Source organism: Brevundimonas sp., assembly GCF_046299595.1.
In the GTDB taxonomy this organism is placed as follows: domain Bacteria; phylum Pseudomonadota; class Alphaproteobacteria; order Caulobacterales; family Caulobacteraceae; genus Brevundimonas.
The window spans coordinates 1,070,541-1,090,756 of sequence record NZ_JBKBHQ010000001.1 but is presented as its reverse complement, the minus strand read 5'-3'; the positions used below and the strand labels follow the sequence as shown (position 1 = coordinate 1,090,756).

Below are 20,216 nucleotides of genomic sequence, written 5' to 3'. Positions count from 1 at the left end.
AATGGGTCGCTATGTGTTCAAGCTGCCCGACGTGGGCGAAGGCACCGCCGAGGCCGAGCTGGTGGGCTGGCACGTCAAGGCGGGCGACGAGGTCAGCGAAGATCAGCTGATCGCCGATGTCATGACCGACAAGGCCACCGTCGAGATCACCTCGCCGGTGAGCGGGCGCGTGACCCGCCTGCATGGTGAGCCCGGCCAGATGATCGCGGTGCGCGGGCCCCTGGCCGAGTTCGAGGTCGAGGGCGCGGGCAATGCCTCTGCCGAGGCGCAAGCCCCCGAGCCTGAGGCCCCCGAGACTGCGGCCCCCGAGACTGCAGCCAAGTCTGCGCGTGAGTCTGAGCCTGCGCCCGCGCCCGCAGGGGTGCACGCGGGCATCGGCAAGGTGTTCAAGCTGCCTGACGTGGGCGAGGGCACGGCCGAGGCCGAGCTGGTCGCCTGGCACGTCAAGATCGGCGATCAGGTGCATGAGGATCAGATCCTCGCCGAGGTCATGACCGACAAGGCCACCGTCGAGATCACCAGCCCCTTCGATGGCACCATCGCGGTGCTGCACGGTACGCCCGGACAGGCGCTGGCCGTGGGTGGGCCTCTGGTCAGCTTTGCGGGCGATGGCGCTGCGCCTGCCGCCAAGGCTGAGACTGGTCGGGAGACGCCTTCGCCTGCAAAGGCGTCGCCCCCCGCGCCGTCAGCTTCGCGCCCGGCCCAAGAGGTTCAAGAGAGGGCGCGCCAGCCCCAGACGCCCGGCGTGCGTCCGCTCGCCTCTCCTGCGGTGCGCGCGCGCGCCCATGACATGGGCATTGCCCTGCAATTCGTGCCCGGATCGGGACCGGCGGGGCGCATCGACCACGGCGATCTCGACGCCTATCTGGCCACGCGCGGTCAGGGGATTTCGGCACCCGCATCCTCGCCGTCCGGCTATCAGCAGGCGCAGGGCACCAGCGAGGTGCGCATCATCGGCCTGCGCCGCAAGATCGCGGAGAAAATGGCCGAGAGCGTACGGCGCATTCCGCACATCACCTATGTCGAGGAAATCGACGTCACGGCGCTGGAGGAGCTGCGCGCCCATCTGAACGCCGAGGCGAAGAAGACCGGCAGGGCCAAGCTGAACGTGCTGCCCTTCATCGCCCGCGCCATCGTGGTGGCCCTGCGCGACCAGCCCCAGATCAATGCCCACTATGACGACGAGGCGGGCATACTGACCCAGCACGCAGCGGTGCATCTGGGCATCGCCGCCCAGACGCCCAGCGGGCTGATGGTGCCGGTGGTCCGCCATGCCGAGGCGCGCGACCCCTATGACACCGCCGCCGAGATCGCGCGGCTGGCCGAAGCGGCCAAATCCGGCACGGCCAAGCGCGAGGAGCTGACCGGCTCGACCATCACCATCACCTCGCTGGGCACGCTGGGCGGGGTGGTACACACCCCCATCATCAACCACCCCGAAGTGGCCATCGTCGGCCCCAACAAGATTCAGGAGCGGGTCGTGGTGCGCGATGGCCAGATGGTCGTGCGCAAGATGATGAACCTGTCGTCCAGCTTCGATCACCGCATCGTCGACGGGCATGACGCGGCGGTGTTCGTGCAGCGCATCAAGGGCCTGCTGGAGCATCCCGCAACGCTGTGGATGGGGTGAGTCAAGACTGCATCTGCGTTTCAACCTGGAGGACGTCATGGTGAAAATGCGTATCCTTGGCCTTGCTGCCGCCGGACTTGCACTCGCCGCGCCGGCCATGGCCTGTGTGTCGACGACGACCAATGCGTCGAACGATACCGAGAACGCGGGCGCTGTTTTCGTGGGCCGCGTCACGGCGGTGGAGCGGACCGACCCTGCCGAGTGCATTGCCGCAGCGCGTAACCGCGCCAGCATGAACCTGCCCGGTGATCCCGGCGAGCGTGCCTGTGAGGCGTTCGGCTTTGCGACGCTGGAGCCCGCCTGGATCATCAAGGGCGAGGAGGTGGTGCGCGGCACCTACCGCTTTTCCTGGAACCAGCTCGGCTTTTGCAGCGTGGGCTGGACCCCCGAGGTCGGCGCCCTGGCCATCGCCATGATCCCCCAGGATGCCGCAACCCTGAGAGAGGGCGTCTCGGCCACGGTCGAAGGCGCTCACCAGAGCGATCCGCTGTTCCGCATAATCCTTGAGCTGGTCGCAGAGATTCAGCCCTGATTTCCTCCCGCAACGGCTAGACCATGACCCAGACCATCACCCCCAAGGTTCTCATCATCGGCGCAGGGACGGGCGGCTATGTCGCGGCGATCCGCTGTGGCCAGCTGGGCCTCGACACCGTGCTGGTCGATGGCGGCAACGCAGAGGGTCAGGCGGCGCTGGGCGGAACGTGTCTGAACGTCGGCTGCATTCCGTCCAAGGCGATCATCCATGCGGCCTCGAAGTTCGAGACCGTGGCGAGGGCGGCGGACGGTGGCACGCTGGGCATCACGGCGGCAAGGCCCGCCATCGACCTGAAGGCCACGGTGGCGTGGAAGGACGGCATCGTCAAAAAGCTGAACGGCGGCGTCGCGGCCCTGCTGAAGAAAGCCAAGGTGAAGGTGATCCATGGCTGGGCGACCTTCTCGGATGCCAAGACCTGCACGGTGAAGACCACCGACGGCGACATCACCATCAGCGCCGAGCACGTCATACTGGCCACCGGATCCGAGCCGGTCGAGCTGCCGTTCCTGCCGTTCGGCGGCGACGTGATCTCGTCCACCGAGGCCCTGTCGCTGGACAAGGTGCCGGGCAGGCTGGTGGTGGTCGGCGGCGGCTACATCGGGCTTGAGCTGGGCATCGCCTATCGCAAGCTGGGCGCCGAGGTCACGGTTGTGGAAATGGCCGAGCGCATCCTGCCGCTCTATGACAGGGCCCTGACCGATCCGGTGGCGAAGTGGATGCAGAAGCACGGCGTTGAGCTGCTGCTGGGCGCCAGGGCCGGATCGTTTGAAAAGGGCGCCCTGAATGTCACCGACAAGGACGGCAAGGCGCTCAGACTCAAGGCCGACAAGGTGCTCGTGACCGTGGGCCGTCGCCCGCGCACTAAGGGCTGGGGCCTTGAGACCATGGGCATCGCCATGGACGGTCCGTTCGTGAAGATCGACGACCGCTGCGCCACCTCGATGAAGAACGTCTGGGCGGTCGGCGACCTGACCGGCGAGCCCATGCTGGCGCACAAGGGCTCGGCCCAGGGCGAGATGGTGGCCGAGATCATCGCAGGTCGCGCTCAGGCAGCGGGCGGTAGCGCCGGGGAAAGGCGTTTTGATCCCGTGACCATCGCCGCCGTGTGCTTCACCGAGCCCGAGATCGTCTCGGCCGGGCTTGGTCCCGACGATGTGAAGGGCCGTGACGACGTGATCACCTCGGTGTTCCCCTTCGCCGCCATCGGGCGGGCGCTGGCCATCGAGGCGGGCGAGGACGGAGGCTTCGTGCGGGTGATCGCATCCAAGGCCGACCACCGCATTCTCGGCATCCAGGCCGTGGGCCAGCACGTCTCGGAGCTGTCGAACAGCTTTGCCCAGATGCTGGAGATGGGCGCGGTGCTGGAGGATGTGGCCGGGGTCATCCACGTCCACCCGACGCTGGGCGAGGCCTTCCATGAGGCGAGCCTGCGCGCGCTGGGTCACGCCATTCACATCTGAGTTCAGTCCAGCGGGCGTGCCCCGTCGACGATCAGTATCGGCACGCCATCGCGCACCGGAAAGGCGAGGCGGGCCGCGGTCGAGACCAGCTCGCCGGCCTTGGCATCCCACTTCAGCGGCGCATGGGTGACGGGGCAGACCAGCACCTCAAGCAGGCGCGGGTCCATGCGGGGGGGCGTATTGAATCTCTCGCTCATCAGGCTGCTATGGCATGGGCGCAGGGCTGGCGCTACTGGACGGGGGGCGGGCCTTCGTCGCCGGGGTCGACCGCATCGATCTGCAAGATGGCGGTCAGGCAGCGGCAGCGCGCCTCCAGGGTGTCAGCTTCCAGCAGGGCCTGCTTCTCGGCCGGATCGAAGGGCAGGGCCATGGCGAGCGAGTTGACCAGGGCCTCGGGCGGGGCCGCCTCGGCGGTCTCCCAGTCCAGATCGAGCGCACGCCCGTGCAGATAGCGGCGCAGGGAGGCTAGAAAGGCTTCGCGCGAAAAGCCGGTGATGGTGCTCTCGGCCTTGAGATCGGACTCGTAGGGCTGCCAGTCCACCCGCGCCTGTCGATAGGGCGAGCCCGCAGGCAGCTCGGGGCCGAGGCGAAAGCGGCAGATGCCGGTCAGGGTCACGACATAGCGGCCATCGGACGTCTCGGCATAGGCGGTGATGCGCCCCGCACAGCCCACACGCGCCAGTTCGGGCAACAGCAGGTTCTCGCCGCGCGTCTGGATCATGCCCACCAGCCGCTCGCCCGCCATCACATCGTCGATCATGTTGAGATAGCGCGGCTCGAAGATATTGAGCGGAAGCTGGCCGCGCGGCAGCAGTAGCGCGCCGTTCAGCGGGAACAGCGGCAGGATCGAGGGCAGATCGGAAGCCTTGATGTAGCTGTGTCCCATGATCGGCTCGGCTCGCTCCTTCGCGCGTCAGGCAAACAGGATTGACGACAGGCGACGCCGCCCCGAGCGGGCGATCTCGGAGTTGGCACCCGCCGCATCGAACACGACCAGCAGCTTCTTGCGCGCGGCCTGATCGTTCCACTCGCGGTCACGACGCACGATCTCCAGCAGGTGATCGACGGCGCCCTCAAGCTGGCCGCCGGCGGCCAGAGCCTCGGCCAGATCGAAGCGGGCCTGATGATCGTCGGGGCTGGCGCTGACGCGCGCTTCCAGCGCCGCCGTGTCCGAAGGCGCTTCGGCAGCGCCCAGGGCGAGGGCGGCGCGCACGCTCAGCACCTCGGGGTCTTTGGAGTCGGGCGGGGCGATGGCGATGGTCTGGCGCGCCTGTTCGGTATCGCCGTCAGCCAGATAAACCCGCGCCATACCCGCGATGGCGCGCGGGTTGTCGGGCTCCAGCTGCATGGCCTGGGCATAGGCCTGGGCCGCGCCGCCCAGATCGCCGAGCTGCATGGACTCCGCGCCCAGCGACAATAGCTGGTCCACATCGGACGGACCCGTGGCCTCGCCGGTCAGGCGCTCGATGAAGGCCTTGAGCTGGCTGTCGGGAATGGCACCCTGAAAACCGTCGACCGGCTGGCCGTTCCTGAAGGCATAGACGGTGGGGATGGACTGCACGCGCAGCTGCTGGGCGTAGGCGGGGTTGGCGTCCACGTCGATCTTGACCAGCTTCACCTTGCCCTTGGCCGCGCGCACCGCCTTCTCCAGCGCAGGGGTCAGCTGGCGGCACGGCCCGCACCACGAGGCCCAGAAATCGACCAGGACGGGCTGGCTGCGCGAGGCCTCGACCACATCCTTCATGAAGCTGGCGTCGGTGCCGTCGAGGATCAGATCGTCGGGCAGGCTCGAGGTCGGGTCGGCAAAGGACATGAAGGCTCCGCGAAAGCTCGCTGTTCGTGACACGATAGAAGAGGGGCGTCCCGATAGCTCAACGCCCACAGGCGCAAGATGGTGGCATCAGGCCCTCAGTTCAATCGACCGACCACTTCGAGGCGCTCGAAGTCGACCACCACGCCCCGTGCGCCCACATGATCCAGAAACCGGGCGAAGGCCTCGCGCGAAAGGCCCGTGGTCGCTTCGTTGGTCAGCGGGTGAAAGTTGACGATCCCGGCTTCGTGCAGGCGCGCATCGAGCACAAAGGTCACCCGCCGGTGCACATCGTTGATCAGGCCCAGCGCGGTGACGGCGCCGGGGCGCACGCCCAGCGTCTCGATCATCAGGGCCTCCGGCCCGAACGACAGGCGCTCCGATCCGATCACGCCGGGCAGGCGCTTCAGGTCGATGGCGGTATCCTGCGCCGCAGAGACCAGCCAGAGCCGCCCCTTCCTGTCCTTGAGAAACAGGTTCTTGGTGTGCACCCCGGCCATGGCCGCCTTGATGGCGTGACCCTCCTCGACGCGGAACACCGGGGCGTGCCAGTGGGTGACGGGAGCGAGGCCCAGTTCGTGCATCGCCTCGATCAGGGTCTGGGGCGTATGCCGGGCAGGATCGGGGGCTGATGCGCCGGATGCGGCTGGATCGTCAGGTGCCATTGCAGGGGCGTCAAAATCGGTTAGGTGTCGAGAGACACTAACCGGGACCGATCATTGATGGAACTCGAGTGCTACCCCATGAGCCCGCGCCCGCCGGACATGGTGCCGGGGCGCCAGCAGCGCGCCTGGATGGACCGCTTTTCGAACCGGCATCCCTATCGCTGCCTGCCGCTGAACATGGCCAATACCACGGGTTGGGAAATCCTGTGCCCGGTCGGCTTCACGGCCGAGTGGAACGGCGGGCCGCATCAGGCCGACATCCACATCACGCCCGACCAGCCCTATCCCGACTTCGCGCATCTGGTGTCGTCGCACTTTTCGGGCGGGGTGCTGACCATGCATCCCCAGTACCTGTTCCGCACGCCGCCGGGCTGGGGGATGCTGGCCTCAGGGCCGCCCAACCACGTCAAGGACGGCATTCAGCCGTTGGTGGGCCTGATCGAGACGGACTGGCTGCCGTTTCCCTTCACCATGAACTGGATATTCACGCGCAAGGGCCGCATCCGCTTCGAGCGGGGCGAACCCTACTGCTTCATCACCCTGATCGAGCACCGTAAGCTCGATCAGGTGCAGCCTGTGATGAAGCAGCTCAGCTCGAACCCGGTCATGCAGGGCCAGTTCGACGCGTGGAACCGCCAGCGCACCGACTTCAACAAGCGCCTCAGCCTGGGCGATCCCGACGCGGTGCGCGAGAGCTGGCAGCGTTACTACTTCAAGGGCGAGCTGCCCGAGGAAATGGGGCCGGCGCCTGCCGAACACGTCAACAAGCGCCGGCTCAAGGCCATGCGCATGGGGGTCTGAGGCCCTCAGCCCGCCGGGCGCGCCAGGCGCGGGCCGATATTGCTGATGACCTCGCGCGCATCGAAGGCGTTGGGGTCTTGGCGGGGCACCGGCCCTCGACCCATGACGATCTCGGTCGACGCCTCGTAGCGGTTGACCTCGCGCACATCGAAGCTCGGCCCCCAGAAGGGATCCCAGCGCGACCAGGCGTTGCGGCGGTGGAAACGCCAGTAGGGCGACCAGTAGGGGCCGTAGCGGCTGGAAAAGAACGGATCGGGCGTGCCCACATAGCGGGTGTCGCGATCGGTGGCGCGGCCCACGGTGGTGAACCAGTCATAGCCGTTCTGGGTGGTCAGCTCGGCAGCGCGATAGAGCAGGCTCATCTCGACCATGTCGCGCGAGGTGAGCGAGTTGCCCGCGAACACGACGCGATAGCGGTTCTGCTCCAGCCGCACCTCGGAATAGCCCCCGCCCGCCGAGCCCGTGCCTGCCGCCTGATAGGGCGTGGCGGTGGCGCAGGCGCCAAGAGCGAGCGTGGCTGCGGCGATAAGCGACAGACGCAGGGGGGTGGACAAGCTGGTGTTCAGGCGACGCATGGCGGTTTCTCCCGCGAAAAGGGTTGTGCAGCCTAGGCAGGTGAAATGCCCGACCTTGCGGTTGCGTTCCGCTAGATCACGCCCTGACCGCGCAGCAGGATCAGGGCCGATGCGGCGAGCAGCAGAGCCCCCACCATCAGGTCGAAACCCTTGCGAAAGGCCGGGCGGGTCATGCGCGCCGACAGGGCCGCGCCGCCCAGGCCATAGGCACTCATGGCGATCACATCCATGCCGATGGTCGCGGCGGCGAACAGGGAAAGCTGGGCGACCACGGGTCTTGCTGCATCGAGGAAAGGCGGCAGCACGGCGGTGAAGAACAGCACGGCCTTCGGGTTGGCGATCTGGACCATGAAACCGTCGATGAGCGCGCTGCGCCGCCGCGAGATGCGCGCGCTCATCTGCTCGTCATGGCCCGAAGGCGGGACGCCCGGCCGGGGTGCCAGCGCCGCGCGGATCGTTCTCACGCCCAGCCACGCCACATAGAGCCCGCCCAGCACGGCAATGACCGCGAAAGCCTCGGGAAAGGCCGTGATCATGGCGCCGAGCCCCAGCGCCGCAGCCGCGAACCACACGAGGGTGGCCACATTCATGCCCAGCACGCCCAGCAGGGCCGCGCTCTTGCCCCGCGAGGCCCCCGTGGCCACGGCAAACAGATTGGCCGGTCCCGGCGTCACAGCCATGACCGCCATCACGCCCAGAAAGGCGGCGTAGAGCTTGGGATCGACCGGCAGGATCATGGCGCGCGGGGAGGTGAGCGACAGGGCGGCCAAAGGGCCGGAAGGTTACTGCGCGTCAGGCCCCTCGACCAGGGCGCGGATGATGGTCGATTGCAGGATCATGCTCACCATGTCGGCGCTGGCCTCGATCTCTTCGCGCTCGTCCGGCTCGGCGGTGTCGATGGTGTACTGGACCAGAGCGGCGATGAAGGTGTCGATCTCGGCCTGATGGGGCGCGATCAGTGCAAGGATGCGGCTCTCGCGCTGCTCGGGGGTCAGGCTCTCGTCCTCGCGGATCACTGCGGCCTGGGTGTCCAGATCGGCAATCAGGGTGCTGAAGCGGTCGGCGGCAGCCTGAATGCGCGCCTCGGCCTGAGGGTCCGCGCTCTGGGTGGCGACGGTGGCGTGTGCGCTGGCGGGCAGGGCGAGGGGTGCCGCCAGAAGGCAGGCGGCGGCGAGAGCGGGAAGGATACGCATGGTTTTTCTGAAACTCCGATGATGCGGCTCAAGCGTGGACCATCCCGGCGGGCATGGCAACTGGCCCGATGGACTGCGACAGCGCCCGGCCTCAGCCGCGCTCGTGGTTCCCGGTCAGATCGAGCCGCCCGATTGCGTTGTTGTGGGCCAGCCGATCGAGTCGCTCCAGAAAGGAGGCCGGGTTCAGGGGCTCCATCGCAACCGGGGACGCATGGCCCTTGGACCGAACCGGCGGTGCCACTTCAGCCTCGATCTCAGCCCTGACCTGGCCCGGAACGGCCAGAATGGCAGGAATGATCTCTGCTCTCGCGGCGATGAGATAGGCGAGAACCTCGGCGTCCTCTTCCTCGGCGATCCAGACTTCCATCACCGCGTCGTAGAGGGCAGCGAAGCTTTCGAACTCCGGCTGGTAGCGGGCCAGAATCTCGTCGACAGCCGCCATGATCACGACGGGACCGCCGCCCGCGTCGATGGCGACATCAATCTCGCCGCGCATCTGCCTGATCTGTTCCTCGTAATGCTCGACCCGCGCCTCTCGATAGGCCTCATCCATGATTGAGCCCGAGGGCTGGGCGCCATGGGCTGCGAGCGTGAGGGAAAAGACGAGAACGCTGGCGACGAGAATGCGGATCAGCATGGCCGGAACTCCTCAGGCTTCAGGGGCGATCATACCCCTGAAGCGAGCGGATGCCATACGGCGCTCAGCCCTCGCGGTTCTCGCGCTTGGCCAGCACGCGCAGGCGCAGGGCGTTCAGCTTGATGAAGCCCTCGGCGTCGCGGTGATCGTAGGCGACCGCGCCCTCCTCGAAGGTGACCAGCTCCTGATCGTAGAGGCTGTGCGGGCTCTCGCGGCCGATGACCGTGACATTGCCCTTGTAGAGCTTGACGCGCACGCTGCCCGAGACCTTCTGCTGGCTGTGGTCGATGGCGGCCTGGAGCATCTCGCGCTCGGGGCTGAACCAGAAGCCGTTGTAGATGAGCGATGCGTATTTCGGCATCAGCTCGTCCTTCAGGTGCATGGCGCCGCGGTCCAGGGTGATGGACTCCATGCCCCGGTGCGCGGCCAGCAGGATGGTGCCGCCGGGCGTCTCGTAGACGCCGCGCGACTTCATGCCGACAAAGCGGTTCTCGACCAGATCGAGCCGGCCGATGCCGTTGTCGTGGCCCAGCTGGTTGAGCCGCGTGAGCAAGGTGGCCGGGCTCATGGCCTCGCCGTCGATGGCGACCGGATCGCCCTTCTCGAAGGCGATGGTGATGATGGTGGGCTGGTCGGGCGCGTCTTCCGGCGAGATGGTGCGCTGGTGGACGAACTCGGGCGCCTCCACGGCGGGGTCTTCCAGCACCTTGCCCTCGGATGACGAGTGCAGAAGGTTGGCATCGACCGAGAAGGGGGCCTCGCCGCGCTTGTCCTTCGAGATCGGGATTTGGTGGCTTTCGGCAAAGGCCAGCAGGGCTTCGCGGGACTTGTATTCCCACTCGCGCCAGGGGGCGATGACGCGGATGTCGGGCTCCAGCGCATAGTAGCCCAGCTCGAAGCGCACCTGATCGTTGCCCTTGCCCGTGGCCCCATGACAGACGGCGTCCGCGCCGAGCTGGCGGGCGATCTCGATCTGGCGCTTGGCGATCAGCGGGCGGGCGATGGAGGTGCCCAGCAGGTACAGCCCCTCATAGACCGCATTGGCGCGGAACATGGGGAACACGTAATCGCGCACGAACTCCTCGCGCAGATCGTCGATGAAGATGTTCTCGGGCTTGATGCCGAGCTTGAGCGCCTTCTCGCGCGCGGGCTCCAGCTCCTCGCCCTGGCCCAGATCGGCGGTGAAGGTGATGACCTCCGCACCATATTCGCTCTGCAGCCACTTGAGGATGATGGAGGTGTCCAGCCCGCCGGAATAGGCGAGGACGACCTTGCGCGGGGCGGTGGTCATGGCAGCGGCCTTGTCTGTGCGGGCGGACCCGCAGGTGGCAGGGGCGGCGGCGTGCGAGACGCCGCCTGACTAGGGCGCGCTTAAAGAACCATGGGCGGCGAGATGCAAGCGGCCTTTTTGCGGCGTCAGCCCCAGGGACCGCGCGGTCGTGTCGGGCTCGTGTTCTCGCTGGCGGGCACGGCGGTGGCGGAAGGCGCATAGGCGCCCGCGTCGTGACCATATTGCGCGGAGCGGTAGTCGCCGCTGAGCGGGCGCGCGCCGCCCAGCTTGCGTGCCATCTCCATCAGGGCCTTGACGCGGTTGCCCGTCGCCGGATGGGTCGAGAACAGGTTGTCCGCGCCCTTGCCGTTGAGCGGATTGATGATGAACATGTGCGCGGTGGCCGGGTTGCGCTCGGCGGGCAGGTTCACGGCGCGCTTGGCGTATGCCTCAATCTTTTGCAGGGCAGAGGCGAGGGCTTCGGGATCGCGGGCGATCTCGGCACCGATGCGGTCGGCCTCGTATTCGCGGGCGCGGGAAATGGCCATCTGCACCAGGGCTGCGGCCATGGGGGCCAGCAGGGCAATGGCCAGCACACCGATGATGCCGCCGGGCCGCTCGCGCCCGCCGCCAAAGATCAGGGCAAAGTTCGCCAGTGCCGATATGGCCCCGGCCACGGTGGCCGTGACGGTCATGGTCAGGGTGTCGCGGTTCTTCACATGGGCCAGCTCGTGGGCCATGACGCCGCGCACCTCGCGCCGGTCCAGCATCCGCAGCAGGCCCGTGGTGGCGGCGACCGCGGCGTTCTGGGGATTGCGACCCGTGGCAAAGGCATTGGGCTGATCGTTGGGAATGATGGCCACGCGCGGGGCGGGCAGGCCGGCATCGCGCGCCATCTGAAGCGTGTCGGCGACATAGGCGCGCACCACCGGATCGGGGTGGCGCTCATCCACCAGCTCGGCCTTGTAGAGGCGCAGCACGATCTTGTCGGCGTTCCAGTAGCTGACGACGTTCATCACCAGCGCAAAGGCCAGGGCCACGATCATGCCGGTCGCCCCGCCCAGCAGATAGCCGACGCCGACAAAAAGCGCGGTCAGGGCCGCGAGCAGGATGAAGGTGCGAAGGTGGTTCATCATGGGGCTGACATCCGAACAGACGCGAGAACTGGGGTTGCTGACAAGCAGCGGGCACGAGCACAAAGAACAGGGGCGCCCCTGCGCGCTGGCGCACGAGCTCCGTTGCCCCTATCTGGGGTGTCTGAGGGCCGGACTCAAGATTTTCCGGCCCGCAACCGGGGCGCCCCGCGCGCCCGGCCCTGCCGACCCGAGGTGAGCCGATGAGCGAGACCCAAAGCGCCCCGTCCGATGCCCCCCGCCTCAATCCCGACCTGCCCGATGCGGCCCAGGACAAGGTGCTGAGCGCGCCTGCGCGCCGTGCGCTCGAAGAAGCGATGCAGCGGCAGGCGAAGGCGCAGGCCGCCACCTTGGCCCCCGAGCAGGGCGGGCGTCGCGGCCCCGAGCCGACCCGCTATGGCGACTGGGAAAAGAAGGGTCTCGCCGTCGATTTCTGATCGTGGCTCCCCTCGCCTGAAAGGGGAAAGCGAACCGCGGGCCATGCTGGCGCGTTAACGCCTCGTTCACGGGTGCAAGAGGCACGCAGGCACGGGCGAGGGCAGGGTCATGCAAAGGGCAGGACACGGCAGACTGGGCGGGACATACGCCGGCAGGGCGTTTCACACAGGCATGACGCGCGGCGTCAGCGCATGGGAGCCGATCCTAAGCCAGCCGAGGGGCGCGATGGGACCGCCTGAGGCGCGTTCGCGGCTGAAAGCGCAGCGGATCATCACAGGCGTGGGCGTTCTGGCCGTGCTCATGATGGCGGCCAGCGTCAGCGAGGCCCAGCCGCGCTATCATCAGGGCCTCAGCGGCAGCATCACCTATGGCCAGAGTCACTATGGCCAGAGTCACTATGGCCAGAGTCACTACGGCCAGCCCGGCTACGGGCATTCCGGCTACGGGCAACCGGGCTATGGTCAGGGTCACTATGGCCAGCCCGGCCATGGCTACGGGTATTCGGGCTATGGGCACGCGAGCTATGGCCAGCCCTATCAGGCCCGCCAGAGAAGCTGGAGCCCCGAGTACAGCGCACCGCCGCCTCCCGCCCCTCCGATCCATCCGGGCCACCCGGCCTATGGTCATCCCAATGCCTATGGCTATGCCAGTGTGCGCGTGGACGAGACGCGCGTGCGGGCCTATTCGGCCACCGGCCACAATGCGACGGGCTATTCGGTGCCAGTGGGCGGCTATCACGTGGGGGGCTATCACGTGGGGGGCTATCACGTTGGCGGCTACCACGGGGCGGTGCCCTATCATCATGCCCGGACCACCGGCTACGGCTATCAGCCCTATGGCTATCAGGGCTACAGCCGCTATGGCCAGCGCAGCCACATCCAGCGCGGCCACGCCTCGCCGCGCCCCGGCCCCGGCTATCGCGACGTCTATGGCTACAATGACGATCGCCCGCCGTCCTACAGCGGACATGGCGTGAGATACCGCCAGAGCTACCGCCATGGCTATGGCCGGGACTGCTACTGCGAGGATGTCTATCTGGTCGACCGCTGAGCGGGCGATCAGGCGGCGCTCATGTCCTCGATGACGGCGGCGGCGGCGGCGCGAGGATCGCGCGCGGCCGTGATCGGGCGGCCCACCACCAGATGTGTCGCACCAGAGCCCAGCGCGGACTGGGGCGTGGCGATGCGGCGCTGATCGTCGGCATCGGAGCCTTCGGGGCGCACGCCCGGCGTCACGACGAGAAAGTCCGCGCGGCCTCTGTCCAGAGCGACCTGGCGCACCCTGGCGGCCTCCAGAGGGCTTGCCACCACCCCGTCCACGCCGCAGTCGATGGCCTGGGCCACGCGGCGCTCGACAAGAGACTCGGGGCTCTCGCCATAGCCGATCTCGCGCAGATCGTCGTGCGACAGCGAGGTCAGCACCGTCACCGCAAGGATGCGCGTGCCAGGGCCGCCCTGATCGCGGCCGCGCACCGCCGCGCGCATGACCTGCGGCTCGGCGTGAACCGTGAGCAGATCACAGCCGCCTGATGCAATGGCCATGGCCGCGCCTTCGACCTGGGCACCGATGTCGTGCAGCTTCCAGTCCTGAAAGACCTGCTTGCCCAAAAGGCCCAGCTCGCGCGCGAACGACACGCCGCCCGCCGCCAGCAGGGTGAGACCCACCTTGTAGAACGAGACCCGATCGCCCAGCAGCTGCACGAGCGCGCGCGCCTCGTCCACGCCTGCATGGTCGAGGGCCACGATGAGGCGCGGATCACACGACGGCACGGCGGGGTTTTCAGCGGACATGACTTGCTCCTTGCGCAGGGCCCGGTTCCGGCCTAGGCGCACGAGTGAAGGACTTTTTGCGGCTGGGAGCTGGTGATGAACGCGCTTGAGCTTGGGGTCAACCTGTTCGTGGCGCTGTTCGCCCTGGTCGATCCCATCGGCAACATCCCGATCTTTGCGGCGGCCACCATCGGTGCGACGGCGGCCCAGCGGCGCGGCGTCAGCGTCTATATCGCCCTGTTCATCGTCGCCTTCCTCGCCTTCTTCTTCTTTACCGGCCTGGCGCTGCTGGAGTTCTTCGGCATCTCGCTGGCGGCGTTCCGCATCGCGGGCGGCATCCTTCTGCTGCTGCTGGGCCTCGACATGGCGCGCGAGGACTTCCTCAAGATGTTCGCCGATGTGGATCCCACGACCGACACGGGCGACGTGCGCGGCTATGCGCGGCGAAGGTTCCAGCGGCTGGTCGTGCCCTTTGCCATGCCTCTGCTGATCGGTCCCGGTGCGATCTCGGCGGTGATCATCCAGGCGGGCGAGGCGGCACGCATCGGCCCGGCGGGCACGGCGGCGGGCCTGGCGGCCATCGCGGGCGTGGGTCTTCTGACCATGTTCTGCTTCTGGCTGACCGGTCCGATCACCAAGGTTCTGGGCGATGTGGGCATGGCCATCATCGTGCGCGTGCTGGGCCTGATCCTGTGCGCGCTCGCCATCCAGTTCATCCTGATGGGCCTGTCCGAGGCCCTGCCGGGGATGTTTGCCGCCGGTGTCACCACGCCCTATCCCGCCGGTGGCCACGGGGGGTGATCGCCAGAAGGGGCTAAGCGCACTCAGCTTTGGGCGCGGCCCAGCCTGCGGGCGTGGCGCGCGGCGAGGGCCAGGCCCCAGCTGTCGGGCAGGGCGCGCACGATCCCTGCTATGGCGCTGTTGATGCGCCCCGGAATCTGGACCGGGCGATTGGCCTCCAGCGCCTCCAGCCCCTGACGCACCACGTCCTCGGCGCTCATCCACATGAAGGCGGGATAGGCCGCAGAGACCTGCTCGCGTGAGCCGTTGGCGTCGTGGAACTCGGTCAGGACATAGCCGGGGCACAGCGCGCTGACATGGATGCCGTGCTCGCGCACCTCCATGTGCAGGCCCATGCTGGCCTTGATGAGAAAGCTCTTGATCGGCCCATAGAGCGTGTCGCCGCCCGTTGCGGGCATGAAGCCGGCCAGCGAACAGACATTGAGGATGCGCCCGAAGCCCTCGGCCTTCATGGCCGGCAGGCACAGGTGGCTGAGGGCCAGCGGTGCCTCCAGCATGAGGCGCACCATGGCCTCGTGCCGGGGCCAGGGTGTTCGGGCAAAGCCCTCGGTGCGCGAGAAACCCGCGTTGTTGATGAGCGCCGCCGGACGCAGGCCCGCCGCGCCGACCTGATCGAACAGGTCTTGCGCTGCGCCGGGGGCGGACAGATCAAGGGGAAAGGTCGAAACGGGCACGCCATAGCCTGCCTCGATCTCGGCGCGCAGCTGGTCGAGGCGATCGGCCCGGCGCGCCGTCAGCGCCAGAGCCCAGCCGCGCGCGGCCATCTGGCGTGCAAAGGCGGCACCCAGCCCGGCGGATGCGCCGGTGATCAGGGCCGTGCGCATCAGGCGGGGATCGGCTGCTCGACCAGCAGGTCCGCCACGGTCACGGCCGACAGGCGTTTCACGGCAGCCTCGTCCACGGCCTTGAGCACCTGGGTGAGCTGACGCGGGATGCGCTCGCCCACCGGACAGCCCTTGGCCCCCAGAGGCGGGCAACCCAGATGGGCCGAGCCGTTCACGGCCTTGAGCACGCGATCGAGCGTGATGCCCTCGGCGGGCTCCAGAAGCCAGGCTCCGCCGTGGGCACCGGGGCGCGTGCCGATCATGCCCGCGCGCGCCAGCATGGCGGTCACGCGCCTCACCACGACCGGATTGGTCGGCACCGAGGCCGCCAGCGCCGCGCTCGGGACAGCCTCGTTTCGGGAATAGGCGTTGCGATGCGCCAGATAGGCAAGCGCGTGGGCGGCAACAGGGAATCGCTGGCTGTCTGACATTTTTGTAACCTTTGCCCAAGGTGTCGCGGATTTTTCGCAAAATGCAACCGCTCAATGAGCGCCACGATTGAAAGGGTGGCGGAAAGGGCGTAAGGGCCACGCCGCTTTGACGGTGCCGCGCTTTCTGCGGCGTCCGGAGGATCATGATGGCTGGGGACCGCCCCGGCGGTGATGGCGCTCCCCCCGCCCCGCCGCACAATCCAGGTTCAGGACATGATGGCTCTGCTGTGACTCCCTCCTCCGAGGGCGAGGGCCAGCACGGTGCCCATGGTTCCGGTCCCAAGAGTCGCAGCGCCTTCACGGCCCTGATGGTTGGCGCCATCGGCGTGGTGTTCGGCGATATCGGCACCAGTCCGCTCTATGCCATGCGCGAGGCCCTGGGCCAGTCGCGAAGCGGGGGCACGGCCGAGCTGGCCGTGCTGGGCACCGTGTCGCTGGTGTTCTGGGCGCTCATTCTGGTGGTGACGGTCAAGTACGTCTTCTTCCTGATGCGCTTCGACAACAAGGGCGAGGGCGGCACGCTGTCGCTCATGGCCCTGACGCAGCAGGCCATCGGGCGGCGCTCGACGGTGGTGTTCTTTCTGGGTGTGATCGGCGCGGCGCTGTTCTATGGCGACGGGGTGCTGACGCCTGCGGTGTCGGTGCTCTCGGCCGTGGAGGGCCTGCGCTCGGCACCCAACATCGGCCATGCGCTGTCCCCCTATGTGCTGCCGATCACGGCGGGCATTCTGATCGCCCTGTTCATGGTGCAGTCGCGCGGCACGGCCAGCGTGGCCAGAGCCTTCGGGCCGATCACCACCGTCTGGTTCCTGCTGCTGGCGGGGCTGGGGGTGATGAACATCGCCGCAGACATCTCGATCCTGCGCGCCCTGTCGCCGCACTATGCAGCCATCTTCCTGATCGAAAACGGCTTTCTGGGGTTTGTGATTCTAGGGGCTGTCTTTCTGGCCGTCACGGGTGCCGAGGCGCTCTATACGGATATGGGCCACTTCGGAAAGGCGCCGATCCGTGCAGGCTGGCTGGTGTTCGTGCTGCCGTGCCTGATGCTGAACTATCTGGGCCAGGGCGCGCTAGTGCTCGACAATCCCGATGCGCGCCTCAACCCCTTCTGGGGCATGGTGCCCGAGGTTATCTACTGGCCCATTCTGGTCATGGCGACCCTGGCCACCATCATCGCCAGCCAGGCCGTGATCACGGGCGCCTTCTCGATCACCCAGCAGGCTGTGCAACTGGGCCTGCTGCCGCGCATCAACATCCTGCGCACCTCCGAGACCCAGGCCGGCCAGATCTATGTGCCCAGTGTCAATATGCTGATGCTGACGGGTGTGCTGCTGCTGCTGGCCATCTTTCCGACATCGAGCCAGCTGGCCGGTGCCTATGGCGTGGCGGTGACCGGAGCCATGCTGGTTGACGCGCTGCTGGCGCTCTACATCATCCGTCATCGCTTCAGGCTGTCGTGGCCGTGGACGGTGCTGGCCATGACGCCGTTCCTGATCGTGGACCTGGCCTTCTTCGGCTCGAACCTGCTGAAGGTGCCCCAGGGCGGCTGGGCCCCGCTGCTGATGGGAGCGTCCATCGTGCTGATCATGTGGACCTGGACGCGCGGCGTGCAGATCCTCAATGCCAAGACCCGCCGCGATTCCGTGTCGTTGAGCGATCTGGTCGAGATGCTTCAGGCGCGACCGCCGCACCGCGCGCCGGGCACGGCCATCTTCCTGACCTCCGACCCCGAGGTCGCGCCCGTGGCCCTGATGCACAACCTCAAGCACAACAAGGTGCTGCACGAGAAGAACGTCATACTGACCGTGCGCACCGCCGATGCGCCGCGCGTGGGCGAGGCCGATCGGGTGCGGATCGAGCCGATCAACGACGACTTCCAGAAGGTGATCCTGTCGTTCGGCTTCATGGAGATTCCCAATGTGCCCAAGGCGCTGGGCATCTGCCGCAAGAAGGGGCTGAAGTTCGACATCATGGCCACCAGCTTCTTCCTCGGGCGGCGCTCGGTGGTGCCCACGGCCCAGCAGGGCATGCCCCTGTGGCAGGACCGCCTGTTCATCTTCCTGATGCGCAATGCGGCCAATCCGACCGACTTCTTCCACATCCCGCCGGGCCGCGTGGTCGAGCTGGGCGCGCAGGTGACGGTGTGAGAGGGCGCGAGCGCCCCCCGGCTGCATCATCCGTGGCGAGCGCAGATGCGGCCAACGGCATTGCTGCACGTCAGGCGGCCATCGCCCTGGTGCGCGCTGCCGAGGCGCGCCGCTCAGGGCTCGATGAAGCCATGTCCGGCCCGCAAATGCAGGCGCTGGCACCGCGTGACCGGGGCTTTGCGCGCGCCCTGGCCATGATCGTGCTGAGACGGCGCGGCGAGATCGATGCCCTGCTCGATGCCCGCCTCGATCGCCGCCCCAACGAGGCGGTGATGGACATCCTGCGCATCGCCGTCGCCCAGATGATGGCCATGGATGTGCCCGTGTTCGCCGTGGTGTCCACCGCCGTGCGCCAGTGCGAGCGTGCCAACGACACGCGCCCCTTCAAGGGGCTGGTCAATGCGGTGCTGAGGCGCATCGACCGCGAGGGCATCAAGCCGGGCGATCCAGGGCTGAATCTGCCCGACTGGCTGCGCGCGCGCTGGGAGCAGGCCTATCCCGGTCAGGTCGAGGCCCTGGCCCGCGCAGGGCAGGACGAGCCGCCCACCGATCTCAGCTTTAGAGAGCCGCCGGACGATGCATCGGTGAGTGCGCTGGAAGGCACCTTGCTGCCCGGCGGCAGTGTCAGGGCGGGTCTGTCGGGCGAGATCACCGACTGGCCGGGCTTTGGCGAGGGGCTGTGGTGGGTGCAGGACGCCGCCGCCGCCATTCCTGCGCGCCTGCTGGCGGTTCAGGCAGGCGAGGACGTGCTGGACCTGTGCGCGGCACCGGGCGGCAAGACGCTGCAGCTTGCCGCAGCGGGCGGGCGGGTCGTGGCGCTGGACCGCTCGGAGGCGCGCCTGCGCCGCCTGCGCGAAAATCTGGCCCGCACGCGCCTTCAGGCCGAGGTGATTGCCGTGCCCGCCGAGGACTGGAGCGATGAGCGCCGCTTCGATGCCGTGCTGCTCGATGCGCCGTGCTCGGCCACGGGCACCTATCGGCGCAACCCCGAAGTGCTGTGGGCCACGCGCCCCGGCGACATCGCCAAGCTGGCCGATGTGCAGCACCGCCTGCTGGATGTGGCGGCCGCGCGCGTCAGGCCCGGCGGGCGGCTGGTCTATTGCGTCTGCTCGCTTGAGCGCGAGGAGGGCGAGACCCAGGTGCTGGCCTTCCTGCGCCGCAACCCCGCCTTCAGGCTGGAGCGGGCCGAGCCTGCCGCCGTCGGCGCACCCGAGGCGGCGCTGTGCACCGAGGGCTGGCTGCGCATCCTGCCCAGCCAGATTGAGGGCGGCATGGACGGCTTCTTCGCGGCCCTGCTGGTGCGCGATCCGGGCTGAGGCCTGTACAAGTCGCGCCCGAGAGCCCGCGGGGCAGCGCGCGCGCTTGCGAGCCCGGCCAATGCGCCGTAACACGAGGCCATGAGCGCGCCCCTGATCTGTCCGTCGATCCTTGCCAGCGATTTTGCCCGCCTGGGCGAGGAGGTCGCGGCGCTGGAGGCGGCGGGCGCGGACTGGGTCCATATCGATGTCATGGACGGGCATTTCGTGCCCAATCTGACCATCGGTCCCGACGTGGTGAAGGCCCTGCGCCCGCACACATCCCTGCCGTTCGATGTGCACCTGATGGTCGCCCCTGTCGATCCGTGGCTTGAGGCCTATCGCCAGGCCGGTGCCGAAGTGCTGTCGGTACATCCCGAGTCCGGGCCCCATGTGCATCGCACCCTGGCGCGCATCCGCGAGCTTGGCGCAAAGGCCGGGCTGGTGCTCAATCCCGGCACGCCCCTGTCGGCGCTGGAGTGGCTGGTGGACAGTGTCGATCTGGTGCTGCTGATGTCGGTCAATCCGGGCTTTGGCGGCCAGAGCTTCATCGACCAGACCCTGCGCAAGATCGAGGACACCCGCGCCATTCTCGACCACGCCGGATCGCCCGCCATCTTGCAGGTGGACGGCGGGGTGACGGCCGCCAATGCCTCTGCCTGCGCCAGCGCGGGTGCCACCGCCCTGGTGGCGGGCACGGCGGTGTTCCGGGGCGGGCGCGAGCAGTATGCGGCCAATATCGCGGCCCTCAAGTCCCGGAGCTAGGCGAGCCCGTGCCGCATTCCGCCTCGAGTCTGCCTCC

23 protein-coding genes are annotated in these 20,216 nt (G+C 67.9%); 10 read left to right on the top strand and 13 right to left on the bottom strand.

Features of this window, described 5'->3' with window-relative positions:
- Position 1 precedes the first annotated feature (1 nt).
- From ACK4E3_RS05450 to lpdA, 3 genes are read left to right on the top strand one after another with little or no spacing between them, the layout of a single operon-like run.
- Positions 2-1,630 carry a 2-oxo acid dehydrogenase subunit E2 gene (locus ACK4E3_RS05450; protein WP_409697465.1) on the top strand — a complete coding sequence of 543 codons (1,629 nt, stop codon included), beginning with the start codon at positions 2-4 and terminating at the stop codon, positions 1,628-1,630.
- Positions 1,631-1,667: 37 nt separating this feature from the next.
- A complete protein-coding gene (locus tag ACK4E3_RS05445; RefSeq protein ID WP_409697462.1) occupies positions 1,668-2,162 on the top strand; it encodes a hypothetical protein in 495 nt (164 codons plus the stop codon).
- Between the two features lie 23 nt (positions 2,163-2,185).
- Positions 2,186-3,625, top strand: coding sequence for a dihydrolipoyl dehydrogenase (gene lpdA / locus ACK4E3_RS05440; protein WP_409697459.1), 1,440 nt, complete (start codon positions 2,186-2,188; stop codon positions 3,623-3,625).
- 2 nt (positions 3,626-3,627) lie between these two features.
- Here the strand turns inward: lpdA and ACK4E3_RS05435 are convergent, their stop codons facing one another.
- From ACK4E3_RS05435 to ACK4E3_RS05420, 4 genes are all read right to left on the bottom strand, one after another.
- The gene (locus tag ACK4E3_RS05435; protein WP_409697456.1) at positions 3,628-3,822 is read right to left on the bottom strand and encodes a Trm112 family protein; all 195 of its coding nucleotides are present in this window, start codon (positions 3,820-3,822) and stop codon (positions 3,628-3,630) included.
- A 32-nt stretch (positions 3,823-3,854) separates the two neighbouring features.
- Positions 3,855-4,511, bottom strand: a complete 657-nt coding sequence (locus tag ACK4E3_RS05430; RefSeq protein WP_409697453.1) for an LON peptidase substrate-binding domain-containing protein — start codon at positions 4,509-4,511, stop codon at positions 3,855-3,857.
- 27 nt (positions 4,512-4,538) lie between these two features.
- The gene (trxA, locus tag ACK4E3_RS05425; protein WP_409697450.1) at positions 4,539-5,438 is read right to left on the bottom strand and encodes a thioredoxin; all 900 of its coding nucleotides are present in this window, start codon (positions 5,436-5,438) and stop codon (positions 4,539-4,541) included.
- A 95-nt stretch (positions 5,439-5,533) separates the two neighbouring features.
- Positions 5,534-6,100, bottom strand: a complete 567-nt coding sequence (locus tag ACK4E3_RS05420; protein WP_409697447.1) for a prolyl-tRNA synthetase associated domain-containing protein — start codon at positions 6,098-6,100, stop codon at positions 5,534-5,536.
- A 57-nt stretch (positions 6,101-6,157) separates the two neighbouring features.
- Here ACK4E3_RS05420 and ACK4E3_RS05415 point away from each other — a divergent pair, with 57 nt between their 5' ends.
- Positions 6,158-6,901: a DUF6065 family protein gene (locus ACK4E3_RS05415; protein ID WP_409697444.1), complete on the top strand. Its 744-nt coding sequence runs from the start codon at positions 6,158-6,160 to the stop codon at positions 6,899-6,901.
- Between the two features lie 5 nt (positions 6,902-6,906).
- Here the strand turns inward: ACK4E3_RS05415 and ACK4E3_RS05410 are convergent, their stop codons facing one another.
- From ACK4E3_RS05410 to htpX, 6 genes are all read right to left on the bottom strand, one after another.
- Entirely contained in the window at positions 6,907-7,476 is a 570-nt protein-coding gene (locus tag ACK4E3_RS05410; RefSeq protein ID WP_409697441.1) for a CC0125/CC1285 family lipoprotein, read from the bottom strand.
- A 71-nt stretch (positions 7,477-7,547) separates the two neighbouring features.
- On the bottom strand, positions 7,548-8,213 hold the full coding sequence (locus tag ACK4E3_RS05405; RefSeq protein ID WP_409701096.1) for a LysE family translocator: 666 nt from the start codon (positions 8,211-8,213) through the stop codon (positions 7,548-7,550).
- A gap of 45 nt (positions 8,214-8,258) precedes the next feature.
- Positions 8,259-8,669 carry a hypothetical protein gene (locus ACK4E3_RS05400; protein WP_409697438.1) on the bottom strand — a complete coding sequence of 137 codons (411 nt, stop codon included), beginning with the start codon at positions 8,667-8,669 and terminating at the stop codon, positions 8,259-8,261.
- Positions 8,670-8,760: 91 nt separating this feature from the next.
- Positions 8,761-9,306, bottom strand: a complete 546-nt coding sequence (locus tag ACK4E3_RS05395; protein WP_409697435.1) for a hypothetical protein — start codon at positions 9,304-9,306, stop codon at positions 8,761-8,763.
- A 64-nt stretch (positions 9,307-9,370) separates the two neighbouring features.
- The gene (locus tag ACK4E3_RS05390; RefSeq protein ID WP_409697432.1) at positions 9,371-10,597 is read right to left on the bottom strand and encodes an argininosuccinate synthase; all 1,227 of its coding nucleotides are present in this window, start codon (positions 10,595-10,597) and stop codon (positions 9,371-9,373) included.
- 125 nt (positions 10,598-10,722) lie between these two features.
- A complete protein-coding gene (gene htpX, locus ACK4E3_RS05385; RefSeq protein WP_409701093.1) occupies positions 10,723-11,709 on the bottom strand; it encodes a zinc metalloprotease HtpX in 987 nt (328 codons plus the stop codon).
- Positions 11,710-11,912: 203 nt separating this feature from the next.
- On the opposite strand from htpX, the gene ACK4E3_RS05380 reads away from it, so the two are divergent.
- Together ACK4E3_RS05380 and ACK4E3_RS05375 are read left to right on the top strand one after the other, a co-directional pair.
- Complete coding sequence (locus tag ACK4E3_RS05380; protein WP_409697429.1) at positions 11,913-12,146, top strand: DUF1674 domain-containing protein; 234 nt, start codon at positions 11,913-11,915, stop codon at positions 12,144-12,146.
- A gap of 226 nt (positions 12,147-12,372) precedes the next feature.
- The gene (locus ACK4E3_RS05375) at positions 12,373-13,197 is read left to right on the top strand and encodes a hypothetical protein (protein ID WP_409697426.1); all 825 of its coding nucleotides are present in this window, start codon (positions 12,373-12,375) and stop codon (positions 13,195-13,197) included.
- 8 nt (positions 13,198-13,205) lie between these two features.
- On the opposite strand, the gene pyrF is transcribed toward ACK4E3_RS05375, so the two are convergent.
- Entirely contained in the window at positions 13,206-13,937 is a 732-nt protein-coding gene (gene pyrF, locus ACK4E3_RS05370) for an orotidine-5'-phosphate decarboxylase (RefSeq protein ID WP_409697423.1), read from the bottom strand.
- 75 nt (positions 13,938-14,012) lie between these two features.
- Here pyrF and ACK4E3_RS05365 point away from each other — a divergent pair, with 75 nt between their 5' ends.
- Positions 14,013-14,717 carry a MarC family protein gene (locus ACK4E3_RS05365; protein WP_409697420.1) on the top strand — a complete coding sequence of 235 codons (705 nt, stop codon included), beginning with the start codon at positions 14,013-14,015 and terminating at the stop codon, positions 14,715-14,717.
- Between the two features lie 23 nt (positions 14,718-14,740).
- Here ACK4E3_RS05365 and ACK4E3_RS05360 read toward each other — a convergent pair whose 3' ends face one another.
- Positions 14,741-15,541: an SDR family NAD(P)-dependent oxidoreductase gene (locus ACK4E3_RS05360; RefSeq protein ID WP_409697416.1), complete on the bottom strand. Its 801-nt coding sequence runs from the start codon at positions 15,539-15,541 to the stop codon at positions 14,741-14,743.
- A complete protein-coding gene (locus tag ACK4E3_RS05355) occupies positions 15,541-15,972 on the bottom strand; it encodes an Rrf2 family transcriptional regulator (RefSeq protein ID WP_409697413.1) in 432 nt (143 codons plus the stop codon). Before ACK4E3_RS05355 ends, ACK4E3_RS05360 begins: the two co-directional genes overlap by 1 nt.
- 146 nt (positions 15,973-16,118) lie before the next feature.
- Between ACK4E3_RS05355 and ACK4E3_RS05350 the strand changes: the two genes are divergently transcribed.
- The 3 genes from ACK4E3_RS05350 to rpe all read left to right on the top strand — a co-directional run bounded on the left by ACK4E3_RS05350 (position 16,119) and on the right by rpe (position 20,179).
- Entirely contained in the window at positions 16,119-18,119 is a 2,001-nt protein-coding gene (locus ACK4E3_RS05350; protein WP_409697411.1) for a potassium transporter Kup, read from the top strand.
- 32 nt (positions 18,120-18,151) lie between these two features.
- Positions 18,152-19,435 carry an RsmB/NOP family class I SAM-dependent RNA methyltransferase gene (locus ACK4E3_RS05345; RefSeq protein WP_409697408.1) on the top strand — a complete coding sequence of 428 codons (1,284 nt, stop codon included), beginning with the start codon at positions 18,152-18,154 and terminating at the stop codon, positions 19,433-19,435.
- Between the two features lie 81 nt (positions 19,436-19,516).
- Positions 19,517-20,179 (top strand): ribulose-phosphate 3-epimerase, encoded by a 663-nt coding sequence (gene rpe, locus ACK4E3_RS05340; protein ID WP_409697404.1) that lies wholly within the window; start codon positions 19,517-19,519, stop codon positions 20,177-20,179.
- Positions 20,180-20,216: the final 37 nt, after the last annotated feature.